The organism is Streptomyces sp. NPDC037401 (assembly GCF_055602345.1).
Genome location: NZ_JBVJWO010000012.1, coordinates 67,082 through 92,918, shown reverse-complemented (window position 1 = coordinate 92,918; position 25,837 = coordinate 67,082). Strand labels below are relative to the sequence as shown.

General features: G+C 73.3%; 16 protein-coding genes. 8 read left to right on the top strand and 8 right to left on the bottom strand.

Annotated elements, in window-relative coordinates:
* The first annotated feature begins 20 nt into the window (after positions 1–20).
* The gene (locus ACZ7H1_RS14895) at positions 21–1,124 is read left to right on the top strand and encodes a DUF5925 domain-containing protein (protein ID WP_470786781.1); all 1,104 of its coding nucleotides are present in this window, start codon (positions 21–23) and stop codon (positions 1,122–1,124) included.
* 140 nt (positions 1,125–1,264) lie between these two features.
* Here the strand turns inward: ACZ7H1_RS14895 and ACZ7H1_RS14890 are convergent, their stop codons facing one another.
* Complete coding sequence (locus tag ACZ7H1_RS14890) at positions 1,265–1,639, bottom strand: GntR family transcriptional regulator (protein WP_470786996.1); 375 nt, start codon at positions 1,637–1,639, stop codon at positions 1,265–1,267.
* A gap of 98 nt (positions 1,640–1,737) precedes the next feature.
* Between ACZ7H1_RS14890 and ACZ7H1_RS14885 the strand changes: the two genes are divergently transcribed.
* Together ACZ7H1_RS14885 and ACZ7H1_RS14880 are read left to right on the top strand one after the other, a co-directional pair.
* Positions 1,738–2,673 carry a GNAT family N-acetyltransferase gene (locus tag ACZ7H1_RS14885; RefSeq protein WP_470786779.1) on the top strand — a complete coding sequence of 312 codons (936 nt, stop codon included), beginning with the start codon at positions 1,738–1,740 and terminating at the stop codon, positions 2,671–2,673.
* Positions 2,674–2,687: 14 nt separating this feature from the next.
* Positions 2,688–3,173, top strand: coding sequence for a ribonuclease FAU-1 family protein (locus tag ACZ7H1_RS14880; RefSeq protein WP_470786777.1), 486 nt, complete (start codon positions 2,688–2,690; stop codon positions 3,171–3,173).
* On the opposite strand, the gene helR is transcribed toward ACZ7H1_RS14880, so the two are convergent.
* Positions 3,160–5,337 (bottom strand): RNA polymerase recycling motor ATPase HelR, encoded by a 2,178-nt coding sequence (helR, locus tag ACZ7H1_RS14875; RefSeq protein ID WP_470786775.1) that lies wholly within the window; start codon positions 5,335–5,337, stop codon positions 3,160–3,162. The genes ACZ7H1_RS14880 and helR overlap by 14 nt on opposite strands.
* A gap of 413 nt (positions 5,338–5,750) precedes the next feature.
* Here helR and ACZ7H1_RS14870 point away from each other — a divergent pair, with 413 nt between their 5' ends.
* Together ACZ7H1_RS14870 and ACZ7H1_RS14865 are read left to right on the top strand one after the other, a co-directional pair.
* A complete protein-coding gene (locus ACZ7H1_RS14870) occupies positions 5,751–7,382 on the top strand; it encodes a glycosyltransferase family 2 protein (protein WP_470786773.1) in 1,632 nt (543 codons plus the stop codon).
* A 203-nt stretch (positions 7,383–7,585) separates the two neighbouring features.
* Positions 7,586–8,620 (top strand): lytic polysaccharide monooxygenase, encoded by a 1,035-nt coding sequence (locus ACZ7H1_RS14865; RefSeq protein ID WP_470786771.1) that lies wholly within the window; start codon positions 7,586–7,588, stop codon positions 8,618–8,620.
* Between the two features lie 54 nt (positions 8,621–8,674).
* Here ACZ7H1_RS14865 and ACZ7H1_RS14860 read toward each other — a convergent pair whose 3' ends face one another.
* The 3 genes from ACZ7H1_RS14860 to ACZ7H1_RS14850 form a co-directional block, all read right to left on the bottom strand.
* Positions 8,675–9,538, bottom strand: coding sequence for an esterase/lipase family protein (locus tag ACZ7H1_RS14860; RefSeq protein WP_470786769.1), 864 nt, complete (start codon positions 9,536–9,538; stop codon positions 8,675–8,677).
* Positions 9,539–9,728: 190 nt separating this feature from the next.
* Positions 9,729–10,730: a DNA polymerase Y family protein gene (locus ACZ7H1_RS14855; protein WP_470786767.1), complete on the bottom strand. Its 1,002-nt coding sequence runs from the start codon at positions 10,728–10,730 to the stop codon at positions 9,729–9,731.
* The gene (locus ACZ7H1_RS14850; protein WP_470786765.1) at positions 10,727–14,248 is read right to left on the bottom strand and encodes a DNA polymerase III subunit alpha; all 3,522 of its coding nucleotides are present in this window, start codon (positions 14,246–14,248) and stop codon (positions 10,727–10,729) included. Before ACZ7H1_RS14850 ends, ACZ7H1_RS14855 begins: the two co-directional genes overlap by 4 nt.
* Positions 14,249–14,425: 177 nt before the next feature.
* On the opposite strand from ACZ7H1_RS14850, the gene ACZ7H1_RS14845 reads away from it, so the two are divergent.
* From ACZ7H1_RS14845 to ACZ7H1_RS14835, 3 genes are all read left to right on the top strand, one after another.
* Positions 14,426–15,499, top strand: coding sequence for an ABC transporter permease (locus tag ACZ7H1_RS14845; RefSeq protein WP_470786763.1), 1,074 nt, complete (start codon positions 14,426–14,428; stop codon positions 15,497–15,499).
* A 50-nt stretch (positions 15,500–15,549) separates the two neighbouring features.
* Positions 15,550–16,734, top strand: coding sequence for an AAA family ATPase (locus ACZ7H1_RS14840; protein ID WP_470786761.1), 1,185 nt, complete (start codon positions 15,550–15,552; stop codon positions 16,732–16,734).
* Between the two features lie 319 nt (positions 16,735–17,053).
* Positions 17,054–17,947 carry an alpha/beta fold hydrolase gene (locus tag ACZ7H1_RS14835; protein ID WP_470786759.1) on the top strand — a complete coding sequence of 298 codons (894 nt, stop codon included), beginning with the start codon at positions 17,054–17,056 and terminating at the stop codon, positions 17,945–17,947.
* 87 nt (positions 17,948–18,034) lie between these two features.
* Here the strand turns inward: ACZ7H1_RS14835 and fxsT are convergent, their stop codons facing one another.
* The 3 genes from fxsT to fxsBH all read right to left on the bottom strand — a co-directional run bounded on the left by fxsT (position 18,035) and on the right by fxsBH (position 25,808).
* On the bottom strand, positions 18,035–21,979 hold the full coding sequence (fxsT, locus tag ACZ7H1_RS14830; RefSeq protein ID WP_470786757.1) for an FxSxx-COOH system tetratricopeptide repeat protein: 3,945 nt from the start codon (positions 21,977–21,979) through the stop codon (positions 18,035–18,037).
* A complete protein-coding gene (locus ACZ7H1_RS14825; protein ID WP_470786755.1) occupies positions 21,963–23,381 on the bottom strand; it encodes a TIR-like protein FxsC in 1,419 nt (472 codons plus the stop codon). The genes fxsT and ACZ7H1_RS14825 overlap by 17 nt, the downstream gene beginning before the upstream one ends.
* 156 nt (positions 23,382–23,537) lie before the next feature.
* The gene (gene fxsBH, locus ACZ7H1_RS14820) at positions 23,538–25,808 is read right to left on the bottom strand and encodes a radical SAM/SPASM protein FxsBH, inactivated beta-hydroxylase extension form (protein ID WP_470786753.1); all 2,271 of its coding nucleotides are present in this window, start codon (positions 25,806–25,808) and stop codon (positions 23,538–23,540) included.
* Between the last annotated feature and the right edge of the window lie 29 nt (positions 25,809–25,837).

Below are 25,837 nucleotides of genomic sequence, written 5' to 3'. Positions count from 1 at the left end.
CGTGCCGGATCATGGGCGCCATGCCAGCCACCCCAGAGGACCCGCAGCACGCACTGCCGATCCGGCTCAGCGTCGACGACAGCGATTCGCCGTCGGACGTCGTCGACGCCCTGTTCCTCGGCCGTTTCGCGACGGGCGAGCAGCCGTACTCGCACAGCGTGACGATCGAGCGGGTCAAGTCCGGTGCGACGCTGCTGCCTCCGGGGGCCCGGGTCCTGCGCTCCACCAAGGACACCGACCGCAGCGCCACGCTCGCCGAGGGCGAGGGATGGACCGTGCTCGTCTCGCGCTGGAACCGCGGGGCGGACGTGACGGTCACCGCCATCAGCGACGAGCTGGCCGGGACCGTGCTCGGCCAGGCGACGGACGGGGCGCAGGACGAGCCCGAACCACAGCCCGAGAACGTCACCATGGGCTTCTGGTACGTCTCCCCGCGACGCGGCCCGCACCGCACCACCCGGCAGATCGCGGCCGGTACGTGGAACGAGGTCCGCCCCAACTACACCGCGCCGGTGGCCGACGCCATGGACCGGCTGATGAAGATCACGCCGGACGACATCGCCGGCCGGCTGCTCCTGCTGCACGGGCCGCCGGGAACGGGCAAGACGTCGGCGCTGCGCACGCTGGCGCGCTCCTGGCGGGAGTGGTGCCAGGTGGACTGCGTGCTGGACCCGGAGCGGCTGTTCAACGACGTCGGTTACCTGATGGACATCGCGATCGGCGAGGACGAGGGCACGGCGAAGGGCCGCTGGCGGCTGCTGCTCCTGGAGGACTGCGACGAGCTGATCCGCGGCGAGGCGCGCCACACGGCGGGGCAGGCGCTGTCGCGGCTGCTCAACCTGACGGACGGTCTGCTGGGGCAGGGGCGCAACGTGCTCGTCGGCGTGACGACCAACGAGGACCTGGAGCGGCTCCATCCGGCCGTGGTGCGGCCGGGCCGCTGCCTCGCGCGCATCGAGGTCGGCCGGCTCACCCACCGGGAGTCGGTGGAGTGGCTCGGCACGGACGAGGGGGTCTCCCGGGAGGGTGCGACGCTGGCCGAGCTGTTCGCGCTCCGGCGGGGCACGGGCCCGGCGTCGGTGCCGGCGCAGCCGGCGGGCTCGGACGCGGGCCTGTACCTGTGACGTCGGCGGGGGAAGCCGCGGGGCCGTACCCGTGACATCGGCGGGAGAACCGCGCGGGTCCGTACACCTGTGACTGCCGGGGAAGCCCCGTGGTCGCGGTCGGCGCCGGCGGACCCCGCGGGGGCCGGGTCACGGGGGGGTCAGGCGGCGTAGCGGGCCCGGAGGGCGTCCACGGCCAGGGCGAGGGCCTCGTCCCGGGTCAGGCCCAGGCGGTGGGCGCGGTCGGCGTAGGACTGGGCGGCGGCCGCCGCCTCGCGGGCGGCCGCGTCGCCCGCTGCCGCGATGAAGGTGCCGTTGCGGCCGCGCGTCTCGACGACCCCGTCCGCCTCCAGGACCCGGTAGGCCTTGGCCACCGTGTTGGCGGCGAGGCCGAGTTCCTCGGCCAGCCCGCGCACGGTCGGGAGTTTGAAGCCGACGGGCAGCCGTCCCGCGTGCGCCTGCGCCGCGATCTGGGCGCGCAACTGCTCGTACGGGGCGGCGGGATCGGCAGGGTCGACGGCGATCTTCAGGGTCACGCTCTTCGAGGTCACGGGCCGATTCTCGCGCATGCCCGGAGTTGCGGAGCGGAAATTCGAAGGCGGCCAGCCCGACGCCGCACGTAACGTCGCCGTCCATGACCGTCATGATCCGAGACTTCCGCCCCGGCGACCCCGCGGACGCCGAGGCGGTCGTGAACGTGCGCCGCGCTGCGCTTCCCTTCATGATCGCGACCGCTTCCGGGGTCGCCTTCGAACTGGAGTCGGCGCATCCGGCCAAGAGGTACCGGCTGCTGATCGCCGAGGAGGACGGCGTCGCCGTCGGGACCGCGCAGGTCGGCGTCGCCTACGACAGCGCGGAGCCGGGCCTGTCCTTCGTCAACGCGTACGTGCACCCCGGCCACCGGGACCGCGGCGCCGGCTCGCTGCTGCTGCGGACCGCGGAGCAGCACCTCGCGGGCGCGGGCGCGGCCTCGCTGTACGCGTGGGTGCTCGACGAGCCGCGGCACACGGGCTTCGCCGCGCGGCGGGGGTTCACGCCCAGCCGTTCGGCCCACTTCCTGCGGCTCGATCTGGCGGCCGGCACGCTGCCCGAGCCTGCGCCGCTGCCCGCCGGGGTGGAGCTGCGGCCCGCCGCCGACTTCGCGGACGATCCGCGGCCGCTGTTCCTGGTGGACGCGGAGGCCACCGGGGACGAGCCGGGGGACGTGGGGATCGAGCTCGACGACTACGAGGACTGGCTGCGGCACACCTGGGGGAACCCGTCCCTCGACCGGGACCTGACCATGGTCGCGGTGGTCGGCGGCGAAGTGGCCGCCTTCAGCGCCGCCGAGACCGACGGGGCCACCCGCTACTCCTCGGCGATGACGGGCACCCGGCGGAAGTTCCGTGGCCGCGGGCTGGCCAAGCTGGCGAAGAACGCCTCGCTGCACCGGGCCCGTGCGGCCGGCTACACCGAGGCGTTCACGGGCAACGACGCGGGCAACGGCCCGATGCTCGCGATCAACGAGTGGTTCGGGTACGAGATCTGCGCCACCGAAGTGCGCTATGTGAAACCGTTGGGGGACGTGTGACATTGCAATGGACCGTGGTACTGAGCAAGGCCGGCCGCGTCAAGATCAGCTACCCGGCGGAGCTCCTCGGCGACGACGGCTCCCGGGTCACCGTGCGGGCCCCATGGGCCGCCGAGGGGGTCCGCGACTTCGGCTTCGTCCGCTTCGAGCCCGGTGACGTGTTCACCGAGCACTTCTGGCGGGACCGCTGGTACGCCGTCAAGGAGGTCCGTACCGCAGCGGGCGCGCTCAAGGGCTGGTACTGCGATGTGACCCGGCCCGCTGCGGTCGGCCCCGGCGAGGTCCGCGTGGAGGACCTCGACCTCGACCTGTGGGTGTCGGCGGACGGCTCCGAGGTGCTGCGCCTGGACGAGGACGAGTTCGCCGCGAGCGGGCTCGCCGGACGCGACCCGGAGGCGGCGGACCGGGCCGTACGGGCCCTGGACGAGCTGGAGTCCCTGGCCCGTCGGGGCGGTCTGGCCCGCCTGTCCGCCGCCTCCCCCGGCGTCAGGAACCCGTGAGGATGACCAGCTGCTGCGTCGCGCGGGTCATCGCGACGTAGCGGTCGACCGCTCCCCCGACCCCCTCGCCGTACGCCTGCGGGTCGACGAGGACGACCAGGTCGAACTCGAGCCCCTTCGACAGCTCCGGAGTCAGCGACCGGACGCGGGGCCTCGCCCGGATCACGTCCTCCCCGATGCCGTCGATGCCGCCGGTGCCGATGACGCAGGCGACCCCTTCGGCATGCGCGGCGAGCCAGGTGTCGAGGACCGTCTCCAGCTCCGCGACGGATCCGCGGGCGACGGGGATGCCGCTGCTGCGGACGGACGTCGGCACGTTGGCGTCCGGGAGCGCGGCCCGGATGACCGGCTCGGCTTCCGTCATGACCTCTTCCGGCGTGCGGTAGTTGATGCTCAGGGAGGCGACCTCGATCCGGTCGATCCCGACGCGCTCGAGCCGGTCCCGCCACGACTCGGTGAAGCCGTCCCGGGCCTGGGCGCGGTCCCCGACGATGGTGAAGCTCCGGGACGGGCAGCGCAGCAGCAGCATCTGCCATTCCGCGTCGGTCAGTTCCTGGGCCTCGTCCACGACGATGTGCGCGAACGGGCCCGCGAGGGGTTCCGGGTCGGCGGCGGGCAGTGCGGTGTCGTCGATCAGGCTGTCCTTCAGGTCCTGGCCGCGCAGCATCGTCACTGCTCCTTCGCCGTCGGCGTCGGCCGCGAGGACGTTGTCGATGACGCCGGCAATGCGCTCGCGTTCGGCGGCGACGGAGGCCTCGTGCCGGCGCTTGCGCAGTGATGCCTCGGGGTCGCCGAGCCGCTGCCGGGCAGCGTCCAGGAGCGGCAGGTCGGACACCGTCCAGGCCTGGGCGTCCGCGCGCTGCAGCTTGCGGACCTCGTCGGCGCTGAGCCAGGGCGCGCACATGCGCAGGTAGGCGGGGACCGACCACAGGTCTCCGACGAGGTCGGCCGCCTCGAGGAGCGGCCACGCGCGGTTGAGGGCCCCGACCAGCTCCCTGTTGTTCAGCAGGGACTTCCGCAGCAGCTCGGGCGTTGCGTCGTCGCAGTCCTCGTGCTTGTCCGTCAGGATCGCGACCAGGGCTTCCCGGATCTGGTCGCGGGCTTCGTTGTGCGGCGTGCCCGGTTCCGGTGCGTCGAACGCCTCGGCCCAGTCGTCGGCGGTCAGCCGGACGTCGGCCCAGTGGGTCGTGACGGTCATGCCCCGGGTGGGCGGTTCTTCGTAGAACCTGACGACCTTCTCGATCGCCTTCACCATGTCCGCGGTCGACTTCAGGCGGGCCACTTCCGGGTCGCTCTCGACGGCCGCTCCGGCGCCCTCGGCGACGAGGTCCCGCACGGTGCAGGTCTGTACGCCCTCTTCGCCGAGGCTGGGGAGGACGTCGGCCACGTAGGCCAGGTAGGGCTGGTGCGGGCCGACGAACAGCACGCCGCCCCGCCGGTGGCCGAGGCGCGGGTCGGAGTAGAGGAGGTGGGCGGAGCGGTGCAGGGCCACGACGGTCTTGCCGGTGCCCGGACCCCCGTCGACGACGAGGGCGCCGCGGGATCCGGCGCGGATGATGGCGTCCTGGTCGGCCTGGATGGTGGCGAGCACGTCCCGCATGCGGGCCGAGCGGTTGCCGCCCAGGCTGGCGATGAAGGCGGACTGGTCGTCGAGGGCGGCGTGCCGCTCCAGCCCGTCGGCGGTGAACACCTCGTCCCAGTAGTCGCTGATCCGGCCGCGGGTCCAGCGGTACCTGCGGCGGCTCGACAGGCCCATCGGGCTGGCGTGGGTCGCCGCGAAGAACGGCTCGGCCGCCGGGGAGCGCCAGTCCGTCAGCAGCCGCCGGCCCGTGCTGTCGGTGAGGCCGAGGCGCCCGATGTACACGGGCTCGGAGCCGTCCGCGCCGACGACGTGTCCGAGGCACAGGTCCAGGCCGAAGCGGCGCAGGGTCCGCAGCCGGGCGGTCAGCCGGTGGATCTCGATGTCGCGCTCCATCGCCTCCCGTCCGATGCCGCCGGGCGCCTTGAGTTCGGCGTCGAGGCGGTCGGACAGTTCGGCGATGGACTGCTCCAGGCTCTCGGCGATGGCCGCGAAGTGCTGCTCGTCGCCGGCGATCAGCGCCGGGTCGGCCTTGGGGGCGAGGCGGTCGGGCAGGGCGAACGCGCTGGTGGTGAGGGAGTTCACTGCATCAGCTCCTTTCCGGGGGTCGAGTGCGCGTGGGCCCGCGGCGGGCACATCCGCAGCGATCCGTAAACCGACAAAAGCAAATGCACTTCGTGAATCTCCCATTTCTGCAGCTTCCGGCTCAGGTCTGCGATTCTGCGGTACGACGGGGGCCTTGCCGCAAGCCCCCCCGTGCGCTATAAGTTGAGAGTGGCAAGGAGAGGTTTCACCTCCTTGCCTTTTGTTTTTTCGCGCCCGCGGCGCCCGTGCGCGTCGGCGGTCCTGCGCGGCTCCCCCGCCCCCGGCGTCGGCGCAGAGCCGGATCCCGGGAAGGCCGGGCTCGCGGACCTGGCCGGCCGTACCGCCCGGCCTTGGGTTCATACTTTGCTGCGTATGGCACGTACCCGCTCTGCAGAAATGGGAAATCCCGGTATATGAGCACCTTTTCACCTCACCCTCCCCTGCCGAGCACCCACATACCGGACATCTCGGTGGTCATCGCGGTCTACGACTCGATGCCCTACCTGACCGAGTGCCTGGATTCCGTGGTGTCGCAGTCGCTGGGCCTCGGGCGGATCGAGGTGATCGCCGTCGACGACGGTTCGACCGACGGCAGCGGCGCCGAGCTGGACCGCTTCGCCGCCCGGTACCCGCAGATCCGGGTGGTGCACCAGCCGAACTCCGGAGGCCCCAGCGCGCCGCGCAACCGCGCCCTCGACATGGCCCGCGGCCGGTACGTCTACGTGGTCGACTCCGACGACTACCTCGGCAAGGAGACGCTGGAGCGGCTGCTGCACATGGCCGAGACCCAGGGCAGCGACATCGTGCTGGCCAAGCTGGTCGGTCTGGGCCGCTCCGTCGCGGACAAGGCACACCGGCACGCCGAGCAGGCGGACCTCTTCACCTCGGAGGTCTACCGCTCGCTGCACAGCGCCAAGCTGATCCGCCGCGAGCTGCTGGAGCGCGGGCGCATCCGCTACCCGGAAGACCTGTGGCTCGGCGAGGACCAGCTCTTCGTGACGGCCGCCTACCTCGCCGCCGGCAAGATCTCCGTGGTCGGCGACTACGACTGCTACTACCTGCGCCGGCGTGACGACGGCCGCAACATCACCTTGCGCCCGCGGACCGCGAACGAGAGCATCCAGCACGTCGAGCGGGTCATGCGGATGGTCTCGGACCGGGTCGCGGACCCCGTCGGACGCCGCCGGATGCTCGGCCGGCACTTCCGCGCGCTGGTGGGCAAGGCCCTCGTCCCGGCCGCCCGCGCCTACGCCACCGATCCGGCCTTCACGACGGAGGTCTACCAGCGGGGGCGCGCGCTGTGCGAGGCGTACTGGACCCCGGACATGGCGGGCGAGCTGTCCGTGCTCGACCTGCTGCGGCTGTACGCCTTCACCCAGGGCAGGTTCGACGCCTTCGCGCAGCTGGCGGCGTACGACCCGGCGGAGAGCCCGGCGGAGCTGTACGCGGACGGCGGGCGCGTCTACCGGCGGTTCCCGCTCTTCCGGGATCCGGCGGCCGGGCTGCCGGACAAGCTCTACGACGTCACCGACAAGCTCAGGGCCCGGCACCGCCTGGAGGCGATGGTCTGGAAGGAGAGCCGGTTCCGGCTCACCGGGCACGGGTACGTCGAGGGGCTGGGCACCGCCCGGATGGCGAGCCGGCTGGTACTGCGCGAGCGGGTGTCCGGGACGGAGCACCAGGTCCCGGCGACGGCCTGCCCCTCGCCCGACCTGGCCGCGGACGGCGGCCGGGGGGACGCCGACCTGGGGATGGCCGGGTTCCGTGCGGACGTGAACCTCGCAACGGTCGACGGGGCCGCCCCGATCTCCCCCGGGGTGTGGGACTGCTTCCTGGACGTGCAGGCGGACGGCGTGACGCGGCGGGTCCGGCTGGGCCGGGTGCACGGCGCGGACCTGGACCGCACGGCGCGGGCATCGCGGATCGTGGCCCGCGACGACGCGGTCGGTACGGAGCTGACGGCGGCGCCGTACTTCACGGCGTACGGCAACCTCAGCATCGAGGTGGTCCGCCGCTTCACCCTGGCGACGGTCTCCCGCGCCTGAACCCGGGGCGTGGCGAGGCGGGACGGACGCGGCGGAGGCTGATCCCGAAGCCCCGCTTACCCGGACCTTAAGGCCGCCCTAAAGATCTCCCGGGGGCCGCTCGGGGCCCGTTTTCCGGGGTTCCGAGCGGCTAGCTTGCGTGGCGCACCCACTGTCGCACCCTGTCGGTCCCCCGACGTGCGCCGCCCGAAGGAGATCCGCCCATGACCGCTCGCCGCACGGCCTCCGCCGTCGTCGCCCTCGGCTGCGCGCCGCTCGCGCTGGCCGCGCTCGCCACCGCGCCCGCCGCCGCCCACGGCTCGATGACGGACCCGGTCAGCCGGGTGGCCGCCTGCTACGCGGAGGGGCCCGAGTCGCCGAAGTCGGCGGCGTGCAAGGCTGCGGTGGCGGCGAGCGGGACGCAGGCGTTCTACGACTGGAACGCCGTGAACATCGCCAATGCCGCGGGCCGGCACAAGAGGCTGATCCCCGACGGCAAGCTGTGCTCCGCCGGGAACGCCAAGTACCGCGGGCTGGACCTGGCGCGCCGCGACTGGCCGGCGAGCAAGATGTCCGCGGGCACGCACACCTTCCGCTACAAGGGCACGGCCCCGCACCGGGGTTCCTTCGCGCTGTACGTGACGAAGGACGGGTACGACCCGTCGAAGCCGCTGAAGTGGTCGGACCTGGAGGCGAAGCCGTTCGCCAAGGTCACCGACCCGCGGATGCAGGGCGGGGACTACGTCTTCCGCGGGAAGGTGCCGAAGAAGTCCGGGCGGCACCTGATCTACAGCATCTGGCAGCGCTCGGACAGCCCCGAGGCCTTCTACACCTGCTCGGACGTGGTCTTCGCCAAGGGCAGTGGGGCCGGTGGGGCCGGTGGCGGCACCTCGCCCGTACCTGCCGACCCCCGCCCCGTCGGCGAGCCCGCGCCGGCCGCGCCGGGCTCGCCCGAGCCGACGGCCTCCGCGCCCAGCGACGAGCAGATCGAGAAGGGCAAGGGCAAGTCGACCGTCGAGCACGGCGGCCACGGCGACGACGACGCGTCGACGAGCGCGGAGCCGAGCAGCCCCGCGCCCGCCAACGAGCCGGATGCCGACGGCAGTGCCTCCCCGCTCGGCGAGAACCTCGCCGAGACGGGCGGCAGTTCCGCCACGCCGGTGATCGCGGCCACCGGCGCGGGGGTGCTGGCCCTCGGCGCGGCCGTGCTGTTCGCGAGCGTGCGGCGGCGGTCCGTCGGCGGCCGGCACAGCCGCTGACCGACCGCTGACCGACCGCTGCCGGACCACCGCCGGTCCCCGGCCGCCTGCGCGTCAGTCGGTGTCGAAGACCGACGCGCAGGTGGTGCGTTCGGCGTGCGCCGGGTCCAGCGCGTTCTCCGCCTCGTGGAAGGCGATCCGGTCGGTCAGGCCGATCGTCACGTGCTCGGAGAAGTCCAGCGGGCACAGGTCCTGGAGCAGGACGTTGCGCACGCCGGTCCCGTTCAGGAACTGGCTGCGGTACGGGGTGACCACCTGGTCGTACCGGGTGGCGATGACGGTGTAGGCGACACCGGGAACGGTGTCGCCGCCGGCGTTGAGCTCGGTCAGGAAGGCCGATCCGGCGATCTGGTCGGCGAGGCCGGGGGTGGCCGAGCTGATGAGGTCCTCGGCGCCGGGGAAGAACGGCAGGAGCTTGGTGAGCCCCAGCAGGGTGGTGCCGTGGTTGTCGGGCGCGATGCCGACGAGGGCGTTGACCTTGTCGGCGCCGCCGAGGAACTTGAGGTACCAGCGCGGCATCATGCCGCCCTGGGAGTGCCCGACGAGGTCGGCTTCGGGGGCGCCGGTGGCGGCGAGGACCCGGTCGACGAACGCGTCGAGCTGCTGCGCCGACTTCTCGATGGGGCCGAGGCCGTGGAAGAAGGGCACGCCGGGCAGCTGCCCGTAGTCGAGGGAGTAGACGCAGTACCCGCGGTTGACCAGGTACGGGGCGAAGCCGAGCCAGTTGTCGACGGAGTTGCCGAAGGTCCCGTGGACGAGGACCACGGGCCGGGGGTGGGCGGCGGAAGGCTTGCAGGACCAGTTGTTCCATCCGCTGCCGGGCGCGGCGGCGGCCTGTGCGGCGGCGGTGGGGGTGAGTGCGGCTGCGGCGAGCACCAGGGCGGTGAGCGGTCCGAGCAGTCGTCTCCAGGGCAGCATCGGGTGATCTCCTTGCGGGGAAGGGGAAATGCGATGGGGGATTCGCCCGTGATCCGGATCACAAGGTGAGCTGCACCCGCCAAATTACGGGCGAGTAGCAAAACTGGGAAGTTACGCGTCGGTAAAAAACTGGCGCGTCGTCATGTCGGCCCCGTTTCGGGCCCCGTGCCGGGCCCGCGCCAGGACGGCATCACGCCGCGAGCGAGCCCCGCAGGATCGCGCCGGGTCCGAACTTCGCCCGCACCCGGTCCGTGACGGCCTCGATCCGGCGGGACTTCTCGTCCTCGGGGTCGAAACTCAGCTGGTGCGCGGCCTGTTCGGCCGGTGACAGGCCCTCCGCGCGCAGCGAGAGGACGCGCACCCGGGCCCGCTGGAGGCCGAGCGCGGCGTGCATTGCATACGCCGTGGCGGTGAGCACGGCGGAGTGCGCGGTGGGTTCGGCGAGCGTGCGGGTACGGGTGACGGTGGTCCGGTCGGCGCAGCGGACGGTGAGGGTGAGGGCGCGGCAGACCTGTTGCCGGGCGCGCATCCGCAGGCCGAGCTCCTCGGTGAGGGAGAGCAGGGCGCGCCGGTGCCGGACGGGGTCGATCTCGTCGCGGTCGAAGGGCCGCTCGGCGGCGAGGGAGCGTACGGGGGCGCCCGGGACCACCGGGGTGCGGTCGATCCCGTGGGCGCGTTCGTGCAGTTCGCGCCCGGCCTTCGCGCCGAGGATCCGCTGGAGGACGGGGAGCGGGACGGCGGCGATCCGGCCCGCGGAGTCGAGTCCGTACCCGCACAGGGAGCGGGCGGCCCGGGTGCCGACGCCGTCGAGGGCAGCGGCCGGCTTCCCGGCGAGGAACTCCCGTACGGCGGCGGGCTCACCGGGGACCACGAGGGTCTGCCCCGGCCGGGCCTCCCGGGCGGCCATCCGGGCCAGCATGGGGTTGGGGGCGGCGCCGATCGCGCACTCCACTCCGTACAAGGCAAGCGCCCTGACCCGCACGACGGCGGCGAGCTGTGCAGTGTCACGTGCGAAATAGCGCAGTGCACCCCGTACGTCCGCGAGTGCCGCGTCGGGGGGCAGGTCCTGGACCACCGGGGTCAGCGCGCCGAGCAGCCCGAGCAGCCCGGCGTACGTGGCGGCGCCCAGGGGTTCGCCGCCCGCCTCCCGGAAGCGGACGCACAGCACGGTGGCGCCGGCCGCGCCGGTCATCCCGCGCTCCCCGGGCTGGAGTGCCACAGCTTGCGGCCGGTCGCCGGGCCGGCGCCGGGCGGCTGGAGGTCGGCCCACGGGTTGAGCTCGTAGCCGGTGGGCAGGTGGATGCGGCGCCCGGCGCCCGGCGCCGGGCCCGTGCCGCCGGCCGGCTCGCCGGCAGGACCGGGAGCGGGACCGGGACCAGGACCGGGACCGGGAGCGGGAGCGGGGGCGGGTTCGGCGAGCCGGGCCGCGACGGCGTCCAGTCCGCCCTCGCGGCGCAGTTCCGCCAGCTCGGCCAGGTTCCAGGCGGCGGACCCGACCACGCTGAGGCTCTGCGGCCCGCGCCGCTGGACGACGCCCCGCACCAGCAGCAGCCAGGAGTGGAACACCGTGTGCGCGCAGGCCTCGTGGCTGTCGTCGAAGAAGGCGAGGTCGACCAGGCCTGTGCCGTCGTCGAGGGTGGTGAAGATGACCCTGCGGCCGGAGCGGACCGGCGGGGTCTGGGTGGCCGCCTTGGCGCCCGCGACCAGGACGGTCTGCCCGTGCCCGGTCTCGCGCAGCCGCCGGGCCGGGACGGCGCCGAGCTCGGCGAGGAAGCCGTGGTGGTCGTCCATCAGGTGGCGGGAGGCGTCCATGCCGAGGACGCCGAGCTCGGCGCTGAGCCGCTCGGCGGCGTTGAGGTCGGGCAGTCCGACGGGGCCGGTCCTGCGGCCGCCCGCCAGGGGCAGCTGGCCGCCGTGCGCGGCGCGTCCGCGCTGGGAGCGCTGGGAGCGGTGGAGCTCCGACAGGTGCAGCATCAGGTCCCGTCGGTTGGCGCCGAACGCGTCCAACGCCCCGACCTGGGCGAGCCGTTCGGCCACCGGCCGGCCCGGGTGGGCCCGGTCCCAGAAGTCGAGGAGCGAGGTGTAGGGCTGTCCGGCCTCGATGCGCGCGGCCTCCGCCTCGCTGATGCCGTGGACGTCGGCCAGGGCGAGCCGCAGCCCCCACCGCCGCGGCTCTTCCGACACCAGTTCGATTTTATGGGCGACCGCGGACCGGTTCACGTCCAGCGGCAGCACCGGCACCCCGCGCCGCCGCGCGTCCGCGAGGAGCAGCCGCTTGGGGTACATGCCGGGATCGTGGGTGAGCAGCCCGGCGTAGAAGGCCGCCGGGTGGTGCGCCTTGAGCCAGGCCGACTGGTACGTCGGCACGGCGAACGCCACCGCGTGCGCCTTGCAGAACCCGTAGCTGCCGAAGGCCTCGACGATCTCCCAGGTACGGGCGGTCACGTCGGCCGGGTAGCCGCGCTCCTGCGCGCGCTGCGCGAACCAGGACTTGATCCGCCCCTGCGACTCCGGGTCCGAGAGCCCGCGCCGCACCCGGTCCGCCTCGTCCCGCCCGCAGCCGGTCATGATGTCCACGATCTCGATGATCTGCTCGTGGAAGACGACCACTCCGTAGGTCTCGCGCAGCGGCCGCTCCAGGTCGGGGTGCGGGTAGCGGACGGGGGCGCGCCCGTGCCGGGCCTCGATGAACGGCCGGACCATGTCGGCCGCGACCGGTCCCGGCCGGAACAGCGAGATGTCCACGACGAGGTCGTGGAAGGTGGCGGGCTGGAGCCGCCCCACCAGGTCGCGCTGGCCCGGTGATTCGATCTGGAAGCAGCCGAGGGTCTCGGCCGAGCGGATCAGCCGGTACGTGGCCTCGTCGCCGGGCGGCACCTGCGCCGGGTCGTCGAGGTCCAGCTCCTCCCCCGCGGCACGCCGGATCTCCGCGACGGCGTGCGCCATCGCGGACTGCATCCGCACGCCCAGGACGTCGAGTTTGAGCAGTCCGAGGTCCTCGACGTCCTCCTTGTCGAACTGGGACATCGGCAGGCCCTCGCCGCTGGTGGGCACGACGGGGGTGCGGGCGAGCAGCGAGGCGTCGGACAGCAGCACCCCGCACGGGTGCATGGCGACTCCGCGCGGCAGGGCGTCCAGTGCCTCGACGAGGTCCCACAGCCGGCCGTGCTCCTCCGCCTGCACGCCGCGCAGTTCGGGCAGTTCCTCCAGGGCCGCGCGGGCGTCGCGGGCGCGGATGTGCGGGAAGGCCTTGGCGAGCCGGTCGGTCTCGGCGGGGTCCATGGACAGGGCGGCTCCCACGTCCCGGATCGCGTGCCGCACCCGGTAGGTCTCGGGCATGGACACGGTCGCGACGCGCTCGGCGCCGAAGCGGCCGATGACGGCACGGTAGACCTCCAGCCGGCGGGCGGACTCCACGTCGATGTCGATGTCGGGCAGCACGGGCCGCCGCCTGGACAGGAACCGCTCCATCAGCAGGCCCTGTTCGACCGGGTCGGCGTGCGCGATGCCGAGCAGGTGGTTGACCAGGGATCCGGCGCCGGATCCGCGCGCGGCGACCCGGATCCCCCTCTCCCGTACGTCGTCGACGACCTGGGCGACCGTCAGGAAGTAGGAGGCGTAGCCGTAGTGGGCGATGACGTCCAGCTCGCTGTGCATCCGGTCCCAGTACGCGCGGCGGGGCGCGTAGCCGCGCAGCACCATGCCCGCGGCGCACCGGGAGGCCAGTACCCGCTGGGCGGTGCGGCGCGCGGCGCCGACCAGCCGGGGTTCGGGGAAGTGCACCGAGCCGAGGCCGAGGTCGTCCTCGGGGTCGACGAGGCAGGACTCGGCGGCCTCCCGGGTCTGCGCCAGCAGCCGCCGGGCGCCCTCCCGGCGCTGTCCGGCCGACTCGGCGATCCGCTCGGCGGCCTCGGACATGGCGCCGGCTCCCTTGAGCCAGCGTTCGCCGCCGTCGAGGGGGCCGCGGGGGTCGATCGGGACCAGCCGGCGGGCCGCGTCGAGCACGTCGGCGACCGGGCCCTGGCCGGGGTCCGCGTACCGCACGGCATTGGTGAGCACCGCCGGTACGCCCTGCTCGGCGGCGAAGCCGACGGTACGGGCGGCCAGCCGCAGCGAGCCGGGGCCGGTGCCGGCCCTGCCGTGGTGGACGGCCTCCAGGCGCAGCGCTGCGCCGTACGCCTCCCGCCAGGGGGCGAGCAGCCGGGCGGCCCGGTCGGGGCGGCCGGCGGCGAGTGCGCGGCCGACCTCGGAGCCCGGGCCGAGGAGGACGAGGAGCCCCTCGCCGTGGTTGTCGGCCCAGGGCAGCTGCGGCAGGCCGGCGGTGCCGGCCGCGTGGGCGGCGGTGACCAGGCGGCACAGGGCGGCCCAGCCGGTGGCGCCGTCGCGGGCGAGGAAGACGGCGCGGGGGGCGGATTCGTCGACGAAGGCGCCGCCCTTGACCGGGGTGCGGCGCCGTTCGCCGGCGCGCGGGGCGGCGGCGGGGGCGCCCGGGGCGGCGCCCACGGCGAGGTCCGTGCCGAACAGCGGCCGGATCCCGGCCTTCGCGGCCGCCTTGGCGAACCGGACGGTGCCCGCGAGGGTGTCCCGGTCGGTGAGGGCGAGGGCGTCCATGTCCCGGTCGGCGGCGCGCTGCGCCAGCCGCTCCGGGTGTGAGCCTCCGTACCGGGCGGAGAACCCGGAAACGGTGTGCAGATGCGTGAAACCTGGCACCCGCGCCTCCTGCTTCCCTCGATGACCACCTCCCCCGCTTCCACCATAGACCAGTTTCGAACGCACGTACGACACAAATGTTCGAGCAGAATCTCACGCTCCGGGACCGCCGCCGGGGTCATCCGTTCGGCCCCTCCCCTGCTGCGCCGCGGGGACCGCGCGCCGAGCGTGGGGGGCATGACACAGACGGACGCAGCCCCTCCCCGCGGCTTTCTCGCCGAGATCAAGGACGCAGTCACCACCCGGGCCGCGCTGCTGGTCATCGGAGTGCTGGCGCTCCAGCTGGCCTTCATCACCTCGTACATCGGCGCCTTCCACTCCCCCAAGCCCCACGAGATCCCGCTCGCCGTGGTCACCCCCGCCCAGCAGGTGACCGAACAGGCGGTGGAACGGCTCGCGGCCCTGCCCGGCGACCCGCTCGACCCCCGGGCGGCCCGGGACGAGGCCGAGGCGGTCCGGCAGATCGAGAACCGGGACGTGGACGGCGCCCTGATCATCGACCCGGCCGGGACGGCCGACCGGCTGCTGGTGGCCAGCGGCGCGGGCGCCTCGCTGTCCCAGGCACTGGAGGCGGTCGTCGGCGCGACCGAGCGCGCCCAGCGGCGCACGGTCCAGGTCATCGACGTGGCCCCGGCCGACGAGGGCGACAGCCGCGGCCTGTCCTCCTTCTACCTGGTCGTCGGCTGGTGCGTCGGCGGCTACCTGTGCGCGGCGATCCTCGCGATCAGCGCCGGGGCCCGGCCCGCGAACGGGGCGCGCGCCGTCATCCGGCTCGGTGCGCTGCTCGCGTACGCGGTCGTGGCCGGCCTGCTCGGCGCGGTGATCGCGGGGCCGGTACTGGGCGCGCTGCCCGGCAGCATCTGGGGCCTGTGGGGGCTGGGCGCGCTGGTCGTCTTCGCGGTCGGCGCGATCACGCTGGCCTTCCAGGGCCTCGCGGGCGTGGTGGGCATCGGGCTGGCGATCCTGCTCGTCGTGGTGCTCGGCAACCCGAGCGCGGGCGGGGCCTACCCGTACCCGCTGCTGCCGCCGTTCTGGCGGGAGATCGGGCCGGCCCTGCCGCCGGGCGCGGGCACCTACGCGGCTCGGTCGATCTCGTACTTCAAGGGGAACGACGCCGGTGCCTCGCTGCTGATCCTGGCCGGCTGGGCGGTGCTGGGCTCGGCGGTGACGCTGGCGTGTGCGGTGCTCCGCAAGGGGCGCGCGGGGGCGGCGGTCGGCAGCGGCCCGGACGGCGAGCGGGCCGAGGCGTGACATTGCCATGTGAAGCGTGACACAACACCCTCCTGTGGCACGGTGCCCCTATGATCACCACGCTCGCCGTCGAGAACTACCGCTCCCTGCGCCGCCTCGTCGTGCCGCTCTCGCGCCTCACCGTCGTGACGGGCGCCAACGGCACCGGCAAGTCCAGCCTCTACCGCGCCCTGCGGCTGCTCGCCGACTCCGCGCGCGGCGGGGCGGTGGCGGCGCTGACCCGGGAGGGCGGGCTCCCCTCCACCCTGTGGGCGGGCCCGGAGAAGACGGGCCGCGCGGTGCGCGAGGGCCGGTACGCCGTCGAGCCGACCGTCCGCACCGAGCCGGTCAGCCTCCGGCTGGGCTTCTCCGGCGACGAGTTCGGCTACGCCGTCGACTTCGGCCACCCGGCCCCCGTCCCGGACTCCCTCTTCGGCCTCGACCCGGAGATCAAGCGCGAGGCGACCTGGGCCGGCCCGGTGCTCCGCCCGGCCGCGCTGCTGTGCGACCGCTCCGGACCCGCCGTACGAACGCGGACCGCGGACGGCGGCTGGCACCGCAGCCAGGGCGCGCTGCGCCCGTACGACTCGATGCTCAGCGAGCTCGCCGACCCGCAGCTCGCCCCCGACCTGCTGACCCTGCGGGAGCTGATCCGGTCCTGGAGGTTCTACGACCACGTGCGCACGGACGCCGAGGCGCCGGCCCGGTCCTCCCGGATCGGCACCCGGACCCCGGTGCTCGGCGCCGACGGCGCCGACCTGCCAGCCGCCCTCCAGACCATCCGGGAGATCGGCGACCACGCGGCCCTAGACGCGGCGGTGGACGCGGCCTTCCCGGGGAGCCGGGTCTCGGTCGCCGACCGGGGCGGCCGGTTCGAGCTGGAGCTGCACCAGCACGGCCTGCTGCGTCCGCTGGGCGCCGCCGAGCTCTCCGACGGCACCCTGCGCTACCTGCTGTGGGCGGCCGCCCTGCTCACTCCGCGCCCGCCCGCGCTGATGGTCCTCAACGAACCGGAGACCAGCCTGCATCCGGACCTCCTGGAGCCGCTCGCCGACCTCATCCTGACGGCGAGCCGGGACGCGCAGACCGTGGTGGTCACCCACGCCGCGCCGCTGGCGGAGGCCCTCGAGGCGGGCACCCGCCGGCACCGCGTGGACCACCACACGATCGAGCTCGTCAAGGACTTCGGCCAGACGGAGGTCGCGGGTCGGGAGGGCCCGCTGGACGAGCCGCTCTGGTACTGGCCCACCCGCTGACCCCGGCGTGCCGTTGGCCTGCACGGCAGGAACTCCTTCATGGCGACCCGTTTTCCCGACGCGACTCCCCAATTCCACACCCAAAAACGGAAGCCGCCATGCCGAAAATGCTTCTTCCCGGCGAACCAAAGGGCTGTTCACAGGCGTTCACTGATCCATAAACCTCTTTCTGACCTGCAAGAACGGGAAGACATCAAAGACCCCTGCACACTCGTGAAGGCATTCACAAGAATTTCGCGCGGAATGCGCCCTACCGCGCTCCTCCCCCAGCACGCACAATCTCCGTGACGGCTCTCGTCGAACGCGAAGGAGGGAACGCGTGCGCAATCGGGTGCGCGCCGCGGACGGGCGGCATCTGATGGTGGAGCGGCTCGGCGACCCGCGCGGCAAGCCGGTGTTCCTGCTCCACGGCATGCCCGGCAGCAGACTGGGCCCCGCCCCCCGCGGGATGGTCCTCTACCAGCGCCGGATGCAGCTGATCGCCTACGACCGGCCCGGTTACGGAGGCTCCGACCGCCTCCAGGGCCGTACCGTCGCCGACGTGGCCCAGGACGTGGCCGCGATCGCCGACGCCCTCGGACTGGACACGTTCGCCGTGGCCGGCCGCTCGGGCGGCGCCCCGCACGCGCTGGCCTGCGCGGCGCTGCTGCCGGAGCGCGTCACCCGGACCGCGGCCCTCGTCGGCCTCGCCCCCTGGGACGCCGACGGCCTCGACTGGTTCGACGGGATGACCGCCTCGAACGTCCGCGAGTACACGACGGCGTCCGTGGACCCGGAGGAGCTCGCCGCCCGGCTGATCCCGCGCTCGGACGCCATCGCCAGGGACCCCGGGCGGCTCCTGGAGGAACTGCGCCGCGAACTGACCGACAACGACCGGATGATCGTCTCCGACGCCGGACTGCGCCGCATGCTGGAGCGCAACTACCGCGAAGGCCTGCGCAATTCCGCGTACGGCTGGCTCGACGACCTCCACGCGCTGTGCAGCCCCTGGGGGTTCGACCCCGCCGACATCACCTGCCCGGTCCTGCTCTGGCACGGCGAGCAGGACGTGTTCTCCCCCGTCGGCCACTCCCGCTGGCTCGCCAAGCGGATCCCCGGCGCCACCGCCACCATCGAGCCGGCCGCCGCGCACTTCGCCGCCTTCCGCGCCCTGCCGGACATCCTCACCTGGCTGCTGCGGGACCTCGGCACCCCGCAGCAGCAGTCCGCGTGAGACGCGCGGAATCCGCGTGAGACGCCCGGAAGGGGGCGGCCCGGCCAGGCCGCCCCCTTCCGCACACCTGCCGCGCACCGCCCCCGGTCAGACCGCGAGCGGCTCCAGGTCCCGGTGCACCCGCCGCTCCTCTCGCGCGTACCGGGTCAGGCTGTGGTCCTCGCCGAGCAGCCGCTGGAGCTCCGCGACGGTCTCCGCCCGCAGCCGCGCCGACTCGTCCCCGCGCCCCACCCGGTCCAGGCTGATCGCCATGTTCGAGGCACCGGCCAGGGTCTCGGGGTGGTGCGCCCCGAGGGTCTCGCGCAGCCGCCCGATCGCGAGCCGCTCCATGTCCAGAGCCCCCTGCGGATCGCCCAGGTCCGCATGGGCGTTGGCCAGGTTGAGGGTGGCGAAGATCGTGTGCGGGTGATTGTCGCCGAGCACCTCGCGCATCGCCCGGATCGCACCCCGGAGCAGCGGCTCCGCGGTCTCCGGGGCGCCCGAGCCCCAGTGGAAGACGGCGAGGTTGTTGATGGCGGCCAGGGTGTACGGGTGCCGCTCCCCCGGCACCTTCATGTACTCGTCCACCACCTCCTGGGCCGTGTCCCGCGCCCGTACCGGGTCGCCCGTGGCGAACAGGTCCGCGGCCAGGTTCAGGTCGCAGGCCAGCAGGTCCGGGTTGACCGAGGTGTACTTGGCGCGGTAGCGGTTGCGGGTGGCCGTGGTCAGCCGCAGCGCGTCCTCCAGCTGCCCGGCCCGGCGCAGCGACACGGCGAGGTTCTTCGCCGCCGACAGGGTGCCGGGGAAGGAGCGTCCCAGGGTCCGCTTGTACACGTCGTACGCCCGGCTCAGCAGTTGCACCGAGTCCTCGTAGCGGCCCACCTCGCGCAGGTCGCGGGCGAGGTTCTGGGCCGAGGAGAGGGTGTACGGGTGGTCCGGCCCGAGCACCTCGGTGCGCCGGTCGAAGACCTCCTGGTCGATTTCGCGGGCCCGGGAGTACTGGCCGACCATGCGCAGGTTGAGCGCGAGGTTGTTCGCGGCGGCCAGGGTGCGCGGGTGCGCCTCGTGGAAGATCTGGCTGAAGCCCTCGTGGGCCTCGGTCGCCAGCTCCATCGCCTTGCCGTACTGGCCGAGCGCGCCGAGGTTCATGGCGAGGCCGCTGGTGGTCATGTACGTGTGCGGGTGGGACGGGCCCAGGGCGAGGCTCTGGCGCTCCAGCGTGACCTCGTCCAGTTCCTTCGCCTCCACGTAACGCCCCTGGGAGCGCAGGATGTTGGAGAGGTGGAAGCGCAGGTAGAGGTACTGCAGGTCGGTGTCGCCGAGGGTTTCCTTCCAGGCCTCGCGCAGATCGGTGCCGAGCTGGTACGCGGCCTTGAAGTCGCCCCGCTTCCACAGGTAGCGGACCCGGTCGATGAGCAGCCGCCGGGTCTCCGGCTCCTTGCAGAAGCGCGCCTCGGAGGGGGACAGGTGCGGCCAGATGGTGTTGAACCGCGGCCAGGTCTCCGGGTTGTCTATCGGCTCGTCGTCGTCGGGGCGGGCTCCCGCCAGGATCCGGTGGACGGCGTGCCGGGCCTCGCGCTGCTCCTCCTCGCTCAGCTGGGCCCGGATGACGGCCTGGACCAGGCGGTGCACCTGGATGCTGTTGCTGACCTGGTCGACCTTGGCGAGGGCGAACCGGCCGATCTCGCGGATGACCCGCCCGAGCACCAGCTTCTCCTGGAGCGAGGAGTCGTACGGCTTCAGTGCGTCGATCATCTCCTTGCTGTAGAGGAGGTTCGCGGAGATCGGCTCGGGCGCGAAGAAGGCGCAGAGCTGGAGCAGCCGGACCGCGGCGGGCGAGCGGCTCTGGAGCCGCTCTATCGACACGTTCCAGGTGGCCGCGACGGGCTGCGGGTAGCCGGCGGGCTGGTTGAGGGCGAGGACGTTGGCCGCCTGCTGTGCGAGCTGTTCCAGGTACGAGCCCACGGGCGTGGCGGTCTCCGCGATCCACGCGCCGGCCTGCTCCACGGCCAGCGGCAGGTCGCCGACGGCGGTCGCGACCTGGTCGGCGTCCTCCGGGCTGAGGCCGGGTGCGCGCCGCTGGAGGTGCTCGACGGACTCCTCGCGCAGGAAGACGTCGACGGGCAGCGCGTCGCCGTACTGCGACCAGCTCTGGTTGCGGGAGGTCACCAGGACGTGCCCGGGGCCGCCCGGCGGGAAGAACCGCTTGAGGGTCTCGGGGTCGTCGGCGTTGTCGAAGACGAGCAGCCAGCGGGACGTGGGCACGCCGCGCCGCAGCAGGTCGATGGCCTCCTGGGAGGCGGCCGCCATGTCCTCGCCGGTCTGCGCGCCGAGCCGTACGGCCAGCTCGGCGAGCCCGGCGACCACGTCGTCGGTCTGCTCGGAGGAGATCCACCACACCAGGTCGTAGTCGGCCATGAAGCGGTGGACGTACTCCAGCGCCACCTGGGTCTTGCCGACGCCGCCGAGCCCGAAGAGGGTCTGCGGCTGCGGCAGCACGACGGAGATCCCGCCGCCGAGCTGGTCGCGCATCCGCTCCAGCACGATGCTGCGGCCGGTGAAGCCGGGGTTGCGCGGCGGGGCGTTCCAGATCTTGGGGACGGTCCCGGGGAAGCGGGGTCCGGGCGAGACGGCCTCGCCGAGCTGGACGGGCCGTTCCATGGCGCGCAGCAGGGCGGCGGTGGCGTGGGTCTCGTCGAGCCGGAAGAGGTCGACGGGGTTGCGGTCGATGTACGGGGTGCTGAGCCGTACGTCGCCCACGCGCAGCGGGACGAGGTTGCGCCGGCCCCCGGTGGGGTCCTCGGCGGCGGCCCGCTCCCACACGTCCACGGCCCGCGCCGACTTGAGGTAGGCGCTGGAGAGCAGGACCACGGTGCGGGCGGGGTTGTCGAGGCTGATGCCGGCGCCGAGGGTGTCGCCGGGGGCGGGTTCGGCGGAGACGTCCTTGGGGACGACGCGGAAGCCGGCGCGGATGAGCACCGACTCGATCCAGTCGGCCCACATGCGGTTCTCGGCGACGTACGACAGGAACAGGTCGGCGGGGAGGGCGGGGCGGCGGCGGGTGAAGGCGTCGCGGATGCGCAGCCGGACCTCTTCGCCGATGGCGGGCATGGCGTGGACGGTTCCGCCGGAGACGACGGATGTGAGCCGTTCGAACGCGGAGAGGAGGGAGTTGGTGAGGCCGGCCTCGTCCCCGAAGGTGGCGAGGGTCTCCTCGTAGGCGTAGTAGGGCCGGTACGGGATCTCGACGGCGCCCCAGTAGGCGGTGGCCTCGTCCCCGGCGAGTCCGCTGGGGAAGCGGTCGAACTTGACCCGGGCCAGGGCCCGTCCGGCGTCGGCCTTCTCCTTCTCGCCCTCGTCGATGCGCATGGGTACGGGGTAGATCTTGATGTCGCGGTCGCCGTAGCGCTCGTAGACCTGGCGGGCGACGGCGGCGGCGCCGTCGATGGACTGGTCGGAGAGGGTGAAGCAGTCGACGAGCACGTCGGGCAGGTGGAAGGTGCAGATGTCGGCGATGTCGCTGAGCCCGGTGCGGCTGTCGATCAGGACGTAGTCGTAGTTCGCCTTCATGTCCGCGCGCAGGGCGTCGAAGAAGAGGCCGCCGCCGAGCCGGTCGTAGAAGTTGTCCCAGTCGAAGGTGGACACGGTGGCGGAGTACTCGCGGTTCTGGCGGCCCGCGGAGACGAAGTCGAGGGTGCCGCCCGCCGGGAACTCCCAGCCGAGGTTCTCCGGGGTGAGGGAGACGGCGTGCTGCTGGATGCGGGCGTAGTCGCGGTGCCAGTTGCGGTCGTCGCGGTGCACGGGGCTGGTGGCGGCCCAGGCGTACTCGGTGATCAGGTCGATGACGCCGGTGGTGGCACCGAGGGTGGAGGGGTCGAGGAAGGGGTGGAAGAACCGGTGCAGGCCGGGGGCTTCCAGGTCCCAGTCGACGGCGAGGACGCGCTTGCCGTTGGCGGCGAGGATCCAGGCGGTGTTGGCCAGGGCCATCGTCCGTCCCGTACCGCCCTTGTACGAGTAGAAGGTGACGATGCGTCCGTCACGACTGGTGGTCATCCGTGTCCTCCGCATCGGGGCCGAATTCGTCGTACTCGGGCAGCGCGTGCTCGTGGTGCGGCGGATCGAAGCGCGGGCTCGCGGGCGGGAAGGGCGCGGGCGGCGGGGGCGGCGGGCCGCCGGTCATGCCCATCGGGCCGACGAGCCGGGGGCGCGGGGTGTCCCCGCCGGAGCCGCCGCCCGGCGGGTAGACGTTCGCGTGTCTGAGGAACTGCTGCGCCGCGGCCTCGACGACCTGCGGGAGTATCTGGCCCAGGGTCTCCATGTTGTTGACGCCGTTGGCGGCTGCCCGGCAGGCGGCCCGCCCCTGACTCATCTTGACCGGCATCGTGTCCTCCAGCCGATGGGCCAACTCGGTCTCCTTCGCGCGGCTCTGGTGGTCGAGGCGGTTCCACGGGACGACGACGCTCACCCACGGGCGGGGGTCCTGGTCGAAGGCGGCGAGGCGCTGCCTGCGCTGTTCGTCGAGCACCGACCAGCGGTCGACGAGCAGGATCTCCGGGCGGGTGGGGGGCTGTTTGCTGTCGAAGTGGCCGGCCTCGTCGTCGAAGGAGGCCATGGTGGTCCGGTAGTTCAGGCTCTTGACGAGGTCTTCCGCGACGTGGGCGACGGGCCTGCGGGCGTCGGGGTGGTACGGGTTCCAGTCGAGGGCGGAGTCGCCGTAGTACTCGTCGCTCCGGTCCTGCGGGAGGTCGTGGCGGGTGGCGGCGGCGACGGTGATCTGGAGGGTGCGGGCGGCGAGACCGGGGGTGCGGGCGCCCGCGCCGCCGCCGAACGCGCTGTGCACGAGCCGGTAGTCGACGGGCCGGCCGGATTCGAGGCGGACGGATTCGGCGACGCGGACGATGCGTTTGGCGAGCTCGTAGACGGCGCGCTCGTACTGCTCGGCGTAGGAGCGGAGTTTGATGAGGCCGTAGAGCCCGTCGGTGACGTAGCGGTCGCCGAGGGTGCTGTGGTTGAACTGGAGGCGCTCGGCGGGTCCGGGCAGCTGGTCGGGCGGCACGGGGACCCACAGGGCGGGGACGATGGCCTCGGTGGGCTGATTGCTCAGCGCTCCCCGGTGGATGGCGCGCTGGGCAAAGGCATACCACTCCTTTCCGCACATCTCGCTGGCGAAATACCGGGGCGAGAACAGCGGTACGAAGACCAGGCAGGAGGCGAGTGCCGAGCCCAGCCGTTCGGACCAGCCCTCGCCGGAGCGTATCTCCCGGTCCATGAATCCCGCGGGGGCGCCTGCCGGCAGATCCGTCAGGGCCATCACATGGCCGCAGAGATCGCGGAAGAGCCGTTCGACCCACATGTCGGGGTCGGGCCCGCCGGCTCCGTACCTCGGCGTATGCGCATAACTGAGAAAGAAGTACGGTTGCGCTGATGAAGGCACACGACCCCCGTCCCGTGACAACTACTCACATCGGATGGAGCGAGGAAACATCATTCCGGAGCTCCTACGCCACATCCCCTCAACCTTCAGTCAATCAACGGCTATTTTCAGTCATCCCGGCAAGACCGCTGCACATGGGACATTGCAATTTCACCGGTGAATGCCGACGCCGCCCGTTCACACTCCCGCCGCCTTGAGTTCCCACCGCAGGTCTTCGACCAGGCTCTTTCCGCTCGTGGTCAGTTCGGCCGCGTCGGCGAGCCGGTCGAGCACCCGCAGAATTCCGTCGGCGCCGGTGCCGCCGGCAAGTCCCGGCTGCCCCTGCGCCGCCCGCCGGTAGGCCTCGACGGCCACCTTCTCGTGGACGTCCGCCAGCAGCCGGGACACCGGGACCGGCCGCTCGCGCCAGGGGGACTCGTGCAGCCATTCCCCGTCGAGCGCGTACAGGTCCGTCACCTCGGTCAGCGCCCGCAGCCGGGCCTGCCGCCGCCCGGTGAGCAGCGCGAGCGCCGTCTCGGGCACCCCGCCCGACCAGGGCACACCCAGCGCTCCGGGCCCGTGCCGGCCGGCCTCGCCGCGTCCGCTCGTCCGCGGCCCCCCGGCCAGCGGGGTCAGGGTGGTCAGCCCCGCGGCGGCCTGCCGGGCGAGGTCGGGCACCCTCCGGTGCAGCAGCGCCCAGGCCGCGGCGAGCCTGCGCTGCCATTCCGCCGCCTCCCCCGCACCGAGCCGCAGCCGCGGCGGCCGGGCGAAGCAGTTGCGGTGCGGGTCGAGGTCGTCCAGGACGGCGCCGGGAGCCTCGGGGCCCGCCCCGGCCCACACCCGTACGGGCTGCCAGCGCAGGTCTCCCCCGGCGGCCCGGAAGTGGTGCTCGGCCCCGCCCTCCCGGACCGCGAACCCCTCGTCGGTGGCGCGCAGCTCGGCCGGTCCGCCCCCGCCCGGCCCGCCGGCGCTGAGCAGCCCGAGGGTGGGCAGGTAGACCTGCCCGTCCCGGTAGGGCACGGGGGCGGCCAGGCCCAGCCGGCCGCGGACCACGGCCGCCGCGGCGAGGGCGGCCAGCCGGCGGCCCGCCGCGGCACCGGCCTGCCGTCCGCTGCGCAGCGCGGCGAGGGCGTCGAGCAGCCAGGTGCGGGTGTACGGGTGGTCGAGTACGGGGTCCAGGGCGGTGGCGGCGTGCCCGGACGCCTCGATCTCGGTGAGCAGCTCCCAGGAGCGCTGCCAGTCGGGGCCGGCGGACCGGCCCAGGTCCTCGTGCAGCCGGGCCAGCAGGACCCGGGTCAGCTGCTGCTGGGCGGCGGCCAGTTCGGCGGGCGCGGCGAGCTCCGCGGCGGTGCCCGACACGGCCGTGCGACCGGCCACGCCCTCGACCAGTTCCCGCAGGTCGGCGCAGTAGACGGAGGGGTTGTCGAAGCCGGTGCCGGGCCGGTAGCGGTGGGTGTAGAGGCCGCCTCCGCACGAGCGTACGACGGGGCAGGCCCGGCACTGGGCGCTGACCCCGGCCAGTCCCAGCTGCCGCGCCCGGACCCCGGGGTGGCCCGCCACCTGGTCGAAGGAGTGGCTGAACACGTCGAACCCGGTGGCCGCCGCGCCCTCGTAGGCGCTCTTGAGGGAGTCGACCTGTTCGAGGGTGCCGTCGGTCTCGACGACGATGAGGTCGGTGGGGGCCAGGCCGAGGGCCTCGGTGAGGCTGGGGCCGCCGCGCAGCGTGCTGTGCAGGGAGTCGAAGATCCGTACCGGTACGGGCCGTCCGCGGCGCTCCCAGTGGTCGTAGATCCTCAGCAGCCAGCGGGCGTACGCGTCGGGCGCTCCGCCGGGCCGGGGCGGCGGGGTCTCCCAGGTCGCGTGCGGGAGCAGGAAGTCGATGCGGGGCGGTTCGAGGGCGGCGAGCGCGTCGAAGACGGCGACGGGGTCGTTCTCGGCGTCCACCGTGCAGAGCAGGCCTTGGTACAGATGGCGGTACTGCTCCTGCCGGAGCAGTCCGAGTGCCCGCAGGACCAGGGGGTGGCTGGTGCGGCCGTCGGAGAAGCGGCGGTGCCGGTCGTTCGCGGTGCGGTCCCCGTCGAGGGAGACGCCGACCTTGACGCCGTATTCGGCGAACAGGTCGAGGTAACGGCCGCTGAGCTGGAGGCCGTTGGTGTGGATACGGAGGTCCAGGGCGGCGGTGCCGGCGAGGGCCCGGGTGAACTCCTCGCAGACCAGGCGCAGTCGGGCGGGTCCCGCAAGGAGCGGCTCCCCCCCATGAAGGATCACGGTGGCGGAGGGGAGCGCATGATTCCGCGCATGTTCGGCGAGCCGTCGGGCAGTTTGCGCGACTACCTCTTCGGAGATCGTTTTCGGACGGGCGCGCCAGCTTTGATCTGCGTGTTCGTAGACATAGCAGTGATCACAAGCAAGATCGCATCTGCTGTGAACCTTGAGGACGATCTCGCGAAATGCGATCAGGCCGGTCATTCCACCAGTCTAGAGCGCCTACTTCGGGT